The 13,974-nt window shown below is 40.0% G+C and carries 1 protein-coding gene; it reads left to right on the forward strand.

Features of this window, described 5'->3' with window-relative positions:
* Nucleotides 1-23: 23 nt before the first annotated feature.
* The gene (locus Q0Y70_RS02970) at nt 24-13,913 is read left to right on the forward strand and encodes an MBG domain-containing protein (RefSeq protein WP_297816320.1); all 13,890 of its coding nucleotides are present in this window, start codon (nt 24-26) and stop codon (nt 13,911-13,913) included.
* Nucleotides 13,914-13,974: the final 61 nt, after the last annotated feature.

Raw genomic sequence — 13,974 nt, forward strand, 5'->3', positions numbered from 1 at the left:
ATATTTAAGGGGATTAGACGCAAATGTTATTCAATAAAAAAGACCTAGATACAAAACAACGTTTTAGCATCAGAAAATTAACGATCGGTGCCTGTTCAGTCTTGCTGTCTACGCTATTTTTGACAGTGAATGAAGGACAAACTGTACACGCTGATACGAATACTTCAGACGATACGACCCAACAAAGTGATAAAAAAGGCGGAGGGGGACAGACTACAACGTCTACGCCAAATGCTCCCCTTAATTTAAATAAAAAAACTTCAAATCAAGAAACTTCTACAAACGAAAATTCAAATAATATTACTAATAATACTTCTACGCAAAATACTACTTCTCAAGATTCAGAAAAAAATCAAACTCAATCCCAATCAGAATCTGCAAAAATAGATAAAACTAAAGAAAATTCCATTCCAACTCCAGTAACTCCGCATGCCGATGAAACTGAAGAAGAAGTGGTTACATCATCAAAAGCAGATCAAACTACTAAAGAAAATAGTGCTAAAAACCAACCCCAAAACCAAGGCGATACCCAAACTCTATCTTTAACTAATAAACCAGCTACCCAACTTACCGCTAATGCCCTCAAGGAAAGTAAAGTAGCTACTGAAAACACTACCCCAATTGTCTACACAATTGGAGACGGTGCGATGGCTAACGCTGGTTCAACTTTAACAGAACGCGATGCTGCTAAATTTATCCAAAATGCAGCTCAGCTTGAAGCAGCTGGCGCCAAAATTACTTGGGATGGTACTCCTGACACCGGGACTGCAGCTGACGGAGTGAATGGTGGAACCGGTAGTGGTAAGATCAAAGTCACTTATGCAAATGGACAGTCAACAACTGTTGATGTTGAATTTACACTGAACGCTCAAGTTGGTCTTCAGCAAGGACACTCTTTTTACTATGTAGGAAATGTGGGTGACACTGTTACTTCACTTGATCAACCAGACGCTAATGGCTATGTATTATATGATTCCAATGATTCAGAGCATAGTCTAATTAGTCCTGGGCAAAGTGTGGCTGGAGGCGATCCAGCTGGTGTAACTGCTCACTTAGTAAGCCCCTTAGATACTTCAACTGAAGGAATTCACTGGGCAGATGTTTTTGTTAACGATACTTCTTTGACTGGTTATAACCAAGATATGGGAATAGAAACCCCATTTCTTAATACTGTCGGAACTTATACGATTAAGGTGCCGTACATTGTTAAGGGCTTAAAATTACGCACTGATATTCCCACGGATGCAGACGGCGATCCCGTAATCAATGCTCAAGGGCAGACTTATGCTAATGATGCCGATAGTACTTTGCTTCCGTCAAATAATACTCAGCAAGTCGGCTTTGATCCCAGTAAAGGTGCGCAGACGCTGGGCCAATATTTCTATCAAGATTATGCCTTAGCTTATAGTCTCGGGGTAACGACGAACGTTAGTGATTGGACTAATCCAGCTGATTTAGCTAGCGCTAAGACTAATCACTTTACGATGTCACTAGCGGGTTTACCAAACTCAGCTGGTCAAAATGTTCAGGTTAACTATGTTCCCTTGCCAAAATTGCAAGATTTATATTTCTATAATCAAGGGACAAACCCTAATGTGCCATACCTTTCACAGTTTAGTCAAAATAATGCTTATCTCAAAAATGATGTATTTAAAAATGTCGAAGAGTTAAATAAAGAGTGGCCAGCAAAGACAGATGGATATGCTTCAACCTCTCTTTCGCATTCCAGTAATGAGAATTGGCTAAAGCTTAAAGGTGCGCGCACTCAAGGGCAATGGGCGATTACGGTTAATGCTAGTTTTGGTCAAACCAATGCTAGCGATCAACCAGTGATCTTTTCGAACTTGGATGCAAACGGCAATAGCATTTCATATGACGGCACAACTGGAACTGAGAACTTTGTTAAACAAGTTGCCCAGTACACTACTGATCTCTTCCAAAATGTCGGAACAGGTGGCACTACCAATGTAGCTGCCAACTCGCCAACTATTTACTATGGTCTAACTGCTATAGCTAGGGCACTTTATCCGACAACTGCCACTAGTCCAAACCCAATTGATGTGAGTGATGGTCCAGTTGACACAGCAGCTGCTATTCAAGCTAATATTGAAAATTCACTCCGTCACGTCCAAGCAAATCCGATTCTGGACAATAATACGAAGTGGCCAGAAGGGACAAAATTTGAATGGTTAAATCCAGCAACTAATGAACCCGAAACAATTACTCTTGATAAAGCAGGACAAACCTATACAGGAACGGTTAAGATAACTCTGCCTACTGGTACGTCTACTTTAGTCAAAGATGTTACACTTTCAACAATTGCCAATGTTCACGTAAAGAGTGAAACGGTCGACTATGGTACTGTTTTAACCGCAGCTGATTTAGTAAAAAATAAGTCGGCTTTTCCTGAAGGTACGACATTCCAGTTTACTGATGGTGAACCAACTTGGACGGTGCCAGGTTCTTACACTAACGTTCAAATTACGGCAACTTATCCATTATTTAATGCGACTGATAACAAGCCAATTTTAGATAGTACTGGTAAGCAAGAAACGACGACAACGCCAGTAGCTACCGCGGCTGTTGCAATTAACGATTCTCGTGTAATTAATATCGTCGAAGGTAGCGAAGTCCCGTCTATTGATAGTATTTTGAACTTGCCAAGCAATTGGGAAGAACACACTGCAGCTTGGACGACTGACATTAATACTAATAAAACCAACGAAGGTTTAATTACTGTTCACTACCCATCAAGTGGCCTAAATCAGGAAATCAAGGTTTACGTTAACGTAATTCCGAAGCTGACTGCAGTTGATGGCCAAGAATTTAAAACTGATGGTTCCAGCTACAGCGGTCAAGGCAATAGTATTGCTAATGGTGAAAATCAAGGCGGTAATTTAACTAATTATGATGGTAATTCAGTTAACTACCAAGCTTACACTCAGACTGGTAAAGATGGTGAACAGAGTTCTTTCCCAGAGAAGGCAACAAGCTACAAGCCAACTTTCAGCTTATCAGGCTTACCGACAAATGCTGACGGCAGTTTAGTTAGTGGTAACCAAACCGCTACCATTCGCGTATCTGTTCCAGCTGGCACTTTAGGCGCCTTAACTGATGAAAATGGTTCATACTACAATGTTCAAGCTAAGGTTGTTGTAGCGCAGCCAGTAACGTTTGAATTTGTCGATCGTAAGACTAATGATATTGTAGGTGACACTTACACTCAAGAATTCATCGCAGGCAAAGACACCAAGCTTGACTTTACAATGAAAGTTCCTGACAATTACCAACTTGTTCAAGGTGCATCAATTCCAACTTCTTACACGCTTCCTAGCTTTACTGGCGATGAGACTGTTGTGAAGGTTTCGGTAAAACAAATTATGAACTTCACACTTAAGTTCTGGGATGATGATGAAAACAAAGAACTTTATTCAGATCACTTAGTTAACCCTGGTAATGGTGGATTTGATTGGATTAAATTCCCAGCAGGAACTTTCCCAGAAGGTGTAAATGCAGGTGATTATTATTCTGTTGGAATTGACGGTGTACCAACAGGTGCTACAATTACTGGTTCATATGGTGTACCATTTACTAATCCAGACTGTAACTGGACTGTTCCAAACTTTAAGTGGGAGACCACACCTGCGGTTGAAGATGCTTTAACTGGCGCAACAATGACCATTCACCTTAAGCATAGAACTCAAGATGTGACAAATTCTGATCCACAAGCCCAAGAAACCAGAAAAGTCACTGTAAACTACGTAAAAGCAAAAGTGAATGATGATGGCACCTATACTGAAGACGGTAATGCCTTTGATTCAGCCGTATTGGATGTATACTACACCAGAAAGGCTACCAAGGACTTAGTAACTAAAAATATCACTTATGGTCCATGGCAATGGAATACTCAAAAGACAGGTAATGGCGGCAAAGCAGGATACAATGTTGTTTCTGGAAAATGGACTAATTTGCCTGAAACCTGGGGAACTGTTACAGCTGATGTGCCAACTTTAACAGGTTATACAGCTTACGTTGGTGGACCCGCTTCAAACACTAATAAAGTTCCAGCTAACCAATTCGTATATCCAACTTGGAATACTGATGGTGAAGGTGGTCAAACAGATCCATCTAAAGCTTCAACAGCATATACAAGTGCTGCTACAGCTTATGAAGCTCAGCCAGTTCATACTATTTTATATGTTCCAAATAAAACCGAAGCTAGAACAATCACCGCTAAATTTCAGATTGTTGGCGGCGACCGTGATGGTCAAGCTTTCGCACCAGATTCTAAGATTCAAGTCTTTTATGATAAGACCGGTACTTTAGATCCGACTACCAACAAGATAGTTTATGATAATAACTGGCAATGGGATACTTCTGCAGGTGATAAGGCAAATCCAGGATTCCACATTATTTCTGGTTCTTGGGGTATTCCAACTGACGGTAAGCCAAGTTCATTTAATGTCATTCCGCCAGATCCTGGAAATGACTATGTTATTGCCTATATGCAATTGAATAATGCATATTCTACTCAAACTTTTGCTACTCCAACTTATTGGACGAATACAGTCTTTACTAATAATACTGATCCAACTTGGTATATGCGTAATGAACTAACTACATACTATGTAGCAAAGCCATTAGTTGAAGAGAAGATTACCCGTACGATTAACATAACTAAGCCTGGTCAATCTACTGTTACTACTAATCAAGATGTCACCTTAACTAGACCTGTCAGAGTTAATGCCAATGATACAGGTGTTGTTTTTGATGGATTTACTGGAAGCGGCTGGACAACTCCTAACTGGGCAACTAATCAGTGGCCGGCATATACAATTCCAACAGTAGATGGCTACAAGCCAGTAATTACTCAAACTGTTGATGGGGTAACAACTACAATTGATTCAATTCAGCCTCAAACAGTTAATAGCACCACTAAGCCAACTACTATCAATGTAACTTACACAGCTACAGCAACAGCCACTTTAACTGGTGACGGCTCAACTACTTACACTGGTAATCCAATTAGCATAGCTGATTTGAATAATCCAACTACTGGATTAAAGGTTACCGTAACTGGTCCAACTGCTAATGCTGGTTCAATGAGCCTCAGCTTAGGTGACGTCGAATTTTCAACTGACGGCACAACTTGGACAACAGCTTTACCAACTAATGCTGATCATTACCAAGTTCGTTTAACCACTCAAGGTGAAAATGCAATTAAGTCTAAGTATGGTAATAACAGTATCGTTTGGACTAAAGATGGCAAATCTACAATTACCAGTGATGCTACATTTACCATTAATCCGTTGAGTGGTGATGCTGTTTTAGCTAATAGGACAGAAGGTAACTACACCAAGGTTTATGACGGTGCACCAACTAGTTCAATTGATGCAAGCAAGTTTGCTATTACTACTACGCTTAATGGTCAACCAGTTAACCTTGATATGACAGGTATTGACAGTGCAAGTTACAAATGGGTTGATGCACAAGGTAATTCAATTAGCAATCCGCAAAATGTCGGCACTTACTACGTGAAGTTGACTAATAGTGGCTTTGAGACTTTAAAGGCCCACAACAAGAACTTCACTTTAACTAATAAGGGTCTTGGTGTATACACAATTACTCAAGCTAATGCAAGTGCGGTTTTAGGTGGCAGCGGCACTCGTCCATACAACGGTCAAGCTGTTACTGTTGACGAATTGAATGATCAAGGTGCTAACAACAACATCACTTTGACTTTGCACTATCCAAAAGATGGCAACGCCGATTACTCAACTACAGTTAAATTAACTGCTGATGATTTTGTTTGGAATACTCCAGATGGCAAGGCGCCAAGTGATGCTAACAGCCAGGCTTACACGATTTCACTTAAGCCAGAAGCTATTAAGCAGATTATCTTGAATGCAGTAGGCAGCGGTCAAAATGGTCAAGCTAACGTTAAATTTGCTGACAATGCAATTTCAGGTACAGCTAGCTACACGATTACTCCACTTGCGGCTACAGCTAATGTAAGCAATGTTGGTGATTACGGTAAGACTTACGATGCTCAAGTAACTAGTCAGATTGATCCAACTCAGTTGCAAATTACTACTACTTTAGGTGGTCAAACTGTAAAACTTGATACGACTGGCCTTACTGGTAGCGACTACGAATGGGTTGATGCTAGCGGTAATCCACTCACTGAAGCTGATTATCCTAAGAATGTTGGTACTTATGGTATTAAATTGAACGCTGCAGGAATTGCTAAACTTGCAGCTAACAATCCTAACTACGCTTTAACTGTATCAGGGACTGGTAGTTACGTAATTAGCCAAGCTCAAGGCTCAGCTGAATTAAGCGGCAGCAACTCTAAAGTTTACAATGGTGCAGCCATTAGCAATGCTGAAGTTAACAGCAATGGTCAAATCGTTGTTAAGTTAACTTTCCCAGGTGCAAATAATGCAACTTACACTTTGCAAGATGGCGATTACACATTTAGTCAAAATAATACTGCAGTCACTGATCCGGTTAATGTTGGCCAATACACGATTACATTGACTGAGGCTGGTAAAGCTCATATCGCTAAAAAGGTACAAGAACTTTCAGGTGCTGGTCAAAATGATCAAGCTAATGCAATTGTTGATGCTAGCGCAATCAGTGGGGATGCAAGCTTTACCATTACTCCATCTGAAAATGTTGTAAATGTTTCAGGCACACAAGCTGAAACCTACACTGGTTCACCAATCAACGTTGTCTACAATGCTGATGGCGCAAACAGTGTAACTGTAAGCTTTGCTAATGCTGCAGGTAACACTACTGGTGCAACTGCTTCAATGACGAATGTCCAACTTGAATCAGGCGACTTTGAAATCGTCGATGCAAGTGGTCAACCAATCACTGCTGAAAATGCTGGTGGAGTTTATCACATTGTTTTAACTGATGCAGGTGTTGCTAAGGTTCAAAATGCAGTAGGTAATAACTACAAGATTAGCCAAGGTACTAGTTTTGGTAATTTAGTAATTAATAAAGCTCCTGCTTCAGCAATCTTTAGTGGAGATCCAACTCATGTCTACACTGGAAGCGTTAATACTGATCTCTTAAATGGCTTCTCAGTTACCTTACATGAACCAAATAACCCAACTTATAAGCTGGTTAGCGGCGATATCGAATTTAAGGTAGGCGATACTTGGACAACTGAAGCTCCTCTTAACGTTGGTCACTACGAAGTTCGTATATCACAAGCAGGCTGGGATCACATTAAGGAAATTAATAAAGACAATGTTACTTGGAACGCAACTTCATCACAGGGTGAAGGCAGTTACACAATTACACCTGCTACTGCAACAACTGAACTTAGCGGCAATGGTTCAATGATTTACAACGGGTCTGCTGTAACAACTGCTGATCTTTATGCAAATGATTCAACTATTAAGGTAGCTATTAGTGGTACTAATATTGCTAACTTGCCAACAAACTTCACTTTGCAAGACGGTGACTACACTTGGAACACTGCAGATAGTACTGCTCCTAAGGATGTCGGTAATTACACCATTACTTTAACTGAGCAAGGCTTGAATAAGATCCAAGATGCAATTAACACTGCTGTCGGCGCTGGCAATGTTAACTTAATTAGAACTAATACAGGTTCAGCTGCATTTGAAATTAAGCAAGCTGTTGCACCAAATGTTCAGTTGCATGGTGAAGAAAAGAGCGAGTATAACGGTAAAGCAGTTGTCTTTGATCCAAATAATGCCGAAATCAAGAAGAACTTTGGCTTCAACAATACTGAAGGATTAACTATTCCTGATTTAACCAGTGCGGACTTTGAATGGGTAGATAATGATGGTAAGCCACTTTCTGAAGTTCCAGTCAATGCTGGAGATTACTACTTACAGTTGAATGAAGCTGGTAAAAAGGCCTTTGCGAGTGCTAACCCTAACTATATCTTCACTAATAAGGATGGCGCAAGCACCATTACTGGACGCATTACCTACCACATTTATCCAGCTACTCTCGAAATAGGTGTTTCTGGAACTGCTTCTAAGGTCTACAACGGTCAAAATGCTTCAGTTACTCAAAAACAGATTGATGATGGTGATATTAAGCTAGTTTGGGGTAATTCAGCTAATGAACCAATTGGATTAGGGAGCTTCACTTTAACTGCTGATGATCTTGAGGTTGTTGATGCTGCTGGTCAACCAGTTAAAGAAGCTAACTTCCGTGGTGGTGTTCAAACTGGACCAAATTATCATGTTCAATTAACTGCTGCAGCAATGGCTAAGATTAAGGCTTTAACCGGTGCTAACAACTATGATATTAGTCAGGCAACGAGCACAGCTAACTATATTATTTATGCTCACAAAGCTCAGTTAACATTAACAGGAAATCAAACAACTCCATATGGTACAGTTCTTCTATTTGATCCTGCCGCATATACAGCAGAATTAAGTAATTGGAATGATGCAATAACTCCTAAGCCAATTATTGGAAAGCTGCAAGCTGGGGATGTTTATATTCAAAACCATCAAGATGGCACTTTACCAACCAATGTTGGTTCATACAAGGTTGTAATTTCTGAGCAATTAATTAACCGTTTGAAGGAAGAATATCCTGACTATGATTTTGAAGGTACTGATACTAATGCCCTTTCTGAAAATGGAGATACAAATATAGTTGAAACTGAACATGATCCAGCTAGCTATGTAATTACACCAGCTGTAACTACTGTCACAATCAATGGTGCTCAGCACATTAAGTATGGTCAAGATCCTACTATTCAATATGGTGGCGACAATGGCTACACCATGACGATTACTGCACCAGTTCACAACAATACTGTGAATAATGATAAGCAGCCAATTTACACTAATATTCAATTGACTACTGGTGATTTGGAATTTGTTACAACTCCAGATGATGTTGGAACTTATGAAGTTAAGTTATCCAGCCAAGGCTTGAAGAAGTTGCATGATTTAACAGGTTCAACTAACTATGATTGGACGCAAGCTTCACTAGCTCGGGCTAACTTCTTCGTTGATCAAATGCCAGTTACGATTAGCGTTGGCGAAAATAAGTCAGTGGAATACGGCTCTACCGCATGGAAAACCGCAATTCAAAATGCTCCAGAAGGATTTAGTTTAGGAATTAAGACTGAAAATGGCACAACTTTGAATTACACAATTCAAGCTGGTGACTTAGTCTTTAATCAAACTCCTGGTAATGTTGGCTTCTATAAGGTTGTTTTAAGCGCTACGGGATTAGAGCACATTAAGGCAGCTTTAGGAACTAATTATGCATATCCACAAGTAGCTACTGATGTGCCTAGTCATGGTACATTAACGGTTACCCAAGGTGAGGCAACTGTGGAATTAAGTGGTACTGACAGTACAGGTTATACTGGTAGTTCAATTACACCAAACGATTTCAAGTCAGGAAAATACACTTATTCAGCAACGATTTATACAGCTGATGGTAGTGCAGCCCAAACTATTACATTGACGAGTGAGGATTTGCAATTTATCAATGGTGATCCAACTAATGTTGGTCATTACGCTGTTGAATTATCTGATAGTGGTAAAGCTAAGCTAAAGGCTCTTGATGGAAACCATGGTAATAACTATAAGTGGACGTTTAATAGTAATGCTACTTTTGATGTAAGTCAGGTAACTGCTAAGGCAAACTTATCAGGTTCTAACCAAAAGGTATTCGATGGTTCCAGTGTAACTACTGCTCAAATTAATGATGGTGGTGACATTATTGTCAACTTAAACTTCCCAGCTAGTGCTAATACTACGTACAAGCTCCAAGATGGAGATTACACTTGGAATACTTCACAGGGCCAAGCTCCAGTTAATGCGGGCACTTATACTCTTAAGTTGACCCAAGCTGGTTTAGCTCACTTACAAGCTGCAATTAATGCTAAAGCTGGCGAAGGGAATGTAACCATTTCTGTCGATAACTTATCAGGTCAAGCTACATTTATGATTACGCCAAAAGACATCACCAATGTCACAATTAACGGTGATGATCAAAGTAAGACCTACGATGGTCAAGACGCAAGCTTGAATGTTTCTGGTTTAACAATTAGCGGTGATGGTACGGTTGCTGATACTCCATTATCTGATACAGGCATTACTGCTAGTGACTTTGATTGGTACGATGCAAACGATAATAAGCTTGATGCAGTTCCAGTTAACGCAGGTAGTTACGAAGCACGTTTGAAAGATAGCGTTCTTAAGACTTTGCAAAACGCTAACCCGAACTACCACTTCACTGCAGTTAACGGCACTGTGAAGTACACGATTAATCAAAAATCTGCTACTGATACTTTAGGTGACAATAGTGAGAAGACTTACAACGCTCAAGGCACGACAGTTGATTCTGTTTTAGATCAACTTACTTGGACACCAAGTGGTTTAGTTGAAGGACAAAGCTTAGATCTTTCAAGTTTAACTGCTAACGACTACGAATGGTATGACGCTGAAGGTCATGTAATGACTGGTTTACCAACAAACGTCGGCACTTACTACTTGAAGATCAAGAATGGTTCAATCGATAAGATTAAGAATGCAAACCCTAACTACAGCTTTGCTGACGGCGCAATTAGTGGTGAGTTTACTTACACTATTAATCAAGCTACAGGAAGTGCTGCTCTTAGCGGTCAAAACGATAAGACTTACGACGGCCAAGCTGTCACAACTGCTGAAATTAACAGCCCATCTGGTAATATCGAGATTACTTTCATCTTCCCAGGTGACAACAATAGCAGCTACAAGCTCAAAGATGGTGACTATGACTGGTATGATGCGAATGGTACTAAGTTAACTAGTGCACCAACTAATGCCGGTACTTACACAATCAAGATTAATCCTGAAAAACTTCAGGCAATTATCAACAGTGTTGCTGGCAATGGCAATGTTAAGATTGATGGTGAAACTGGCAGCGCAACCTTTACCATTAATAAGAAGGACTTAAACGTCACTCTTGGTGAAAAGACTGGTGTTAACGCTGGTAAGACTTATGATGGACAAGCAGCAACTCTTAACCCAGCTGACGGTTCATTTACTCCAAGCGGATTAGTTGATGGCGAAAGCTTGAACACTGCTAATATTTCTGCTGATGATTACGAATGGCTTGATGCTAGTGGTAATAAGATTGATGCGCCAACTAATGCCGGTACTTACTACATTGCATTGAAACCATCTGGAATTACTCAATTGCAAGCAGATAATCCAAACTACAATGTAACTGAAAGTGGCAAGTTTAAGTATGTAATTAGCCCAGCTGAAGCAATGATTAAGATTTCTGGTAGTCAGGAAAGCACTAATGCTGAAATTGATCCCGCTAACTACCATGTAACTGGTGCAACTGGAGTTACGATTCCAGAAGGATTAACTTATGAATTTGTCGGAAATCCTGATCAAGCTGGTACTTATGTAATTAGTTTGACTCCAGATAGTATCCAAAAGCTTAAAGCTGCAAATCCAAATTATGCTTTGAAGATTTCTTCAACTGCTGAATTTACTTTGGATGCTACTTTGACAATTACTTTTGAAGATACAACTGAAGGTAATAAGCAAGTTGGGAAGGCTATTACTAAGATTGGTGCTTATGATTCAACAATCGCTGATCTTGGTTTGAAAGTTCCTGACAACTATGAATTGGCACAAGGTCAAGACTTGCCAACTACCTACACATTTGGTAAAGACTTGCAACAAAACTTGAATATCAAGTTAGTTCATAAAACGGTTCCAGTTGATCCAACTAAGCCAGATACCAACCCAGATCCAAAAGACAAGGATTGGTTCAAGCAAAATGGTTTAGTCAAAGATATTACTCGTAAAATTAACTATAGTGGTTTGACTCAAGCTCAGCTTGACAAAATCCCTGCTGATCAAAAGGAACCACAAACAGTTGAATTCACTAGAACAGCAACTTATGATCTAGTAACTGGTAAATTGGTTGCAAATAGTGAAGGTAAATGGACCGCACTTGATGGTAAAAGTACTTGGGCAGGCTTTACTCCTAAGGAATTTGCTGGCTACACTGCTAATAAGACGGTTCCACCTGTTAATGTGCAAGCAACTGATAGTGATAGTTCAATCACGATTACTTATACGGCTAATGAGCAAGCAGTAACGATCAAATTTGTTGATGATGATAATAATGAAAGCCAAGTTGGTGAAACAATCACCAAGACCGGTGTAACTGATCAAACAATTGATAATCTTGATTTGAAGGTTCCAGATCATTACGAATTAGCTGATGGACAAACTTTACCAACAAGTTACAAGTTCACCGCAGCTAAGGATCAAACAATTACTATTCACTTAACTGAAAAGAAAGTGACAGTTGATCCAACTAAACCTGATACTAATCCAGATCCAAAAGACAAGGATTGGTTCAAGCAAAATGGTTTGGTTAAGGATATTACTCGTACAATCAACTACAGTGGTTTGAGTCAAGACCAACTTGCTCAAATTCCAGCTGATCAAAAGAACCCACAAACAGTTGAATTCACTAGAACAGCAACTTATAATCTAGTAACTGGCAAGTTAGTTGCTGGTAGTGAAGGTGAATGGACCGCGCTTGATGGTAAGAATACTTGGGCAGCCTTTACTCCTAAAGAATTTGCTGGCTACACTGCTGACAAGACGGTTCCAGAAGTTACGGTGCAAGCAACTGATAGCAATAGTACAATCACGATTACTTACACTCCAAACGATCAATCAGGTAAGATTTCTTACGTTGATGGTGATGGAAAAGAAATTAGTAATACACCAATTTCTGGTAAGACCGGTGAAAGTGTTAAGATAACTCCCGAAGTTCCAGCAGGCTGGGAGATTGTTCCAGGTCAAGACATTCCTGAGGCAGTGACTGCAACTGCAGATGGGGTTCCAACAGTTACTATTAAGATCAGACATAAGACCATCAAAGTAACCCCAGATACACCAAAGGATCAAATTCCAACTGGCAAGGTGCCTGGTAATCCAAATAGGAACTATCCAGCAATGAAGGATCTTGTAAAGACTCCAACTCGAACAATTACTGTGATTAAACCTGACGGCACTAAACAAACCCTCCCTCCTCAAGTAGTTAAGTTTACAAGAACAGCAACTTTTGATGAGGTTACAGGTGAAGTAACTTACAGTGATTGGAAGTTGGCAAGTTCATCTGATGGGTGGGATGCTTATACTCCAGAAACAATCCCAGGCTACACTGCGCATATTACGCAAACAGTAGATGGAAAGACTACTACCATCACTTCAATAGGTAAAGTAGATGTAACGGCAGATACTGGAAATGTGACTGTAGAAATTAAATACACTCCGAATGCTCAACCACCAATTCCGCAAACCGCTCAACAGATTGTGAAATTCGTCGATAGTGACGGCAATGTAGTTGATTCTAAGACCTACACTGGAGAATATGGTTCAAAAGTTTCAGTTGATCTCAAGCTGCCAGAAGGTTACAAGTTAGCTGATGGAGAAAAATTGCCAACTACAATTACGATCGAAAATGGTGTAACGATTATTAAGATCGTTAAAGATAGTGGCGGCACTCAACCTGACGATAAGCCAGATGATCATCCACACACTAAGCCGGATGATAATAATAAACCAAACAACAAACCTACTACTCCAAACAAGCCACATACAAATGGCAAAGGTCAAGTCGTTACACCAGACGGCAAGGTCTTCCCTAAGGGTAGCCACATTGCTACTAATGGCGATGTAATTGGACCAAATGGACGCATTCTTTACCACGCAGGTAAACTTACCCGTATCGGTGAAAGAGTCGTTAAGAAGACACTTCCTCAAACAGGAGCTGTTTCAGATAATCCATTTGTGGCTGGTTTAGCAATTTTAGGTGCAGGTTTAGGACTCTTTGGCTTAGCCGACAGACGCAAAAAGAAAAAAGAAGATAAGTAGTTGAACTTACTTCTTTAAGCGAAAAGACATGGAAATATCCATGTCTTTTTTGCTAGACTAG

Source organism: uncultured Lactobacillus sp. (assembly GCF_947367085.1).
Lineage (GTDB): Bacteria > Bacillota > Bacilli > Lactobacillales > Lactobacillaceae > Lactobacillus.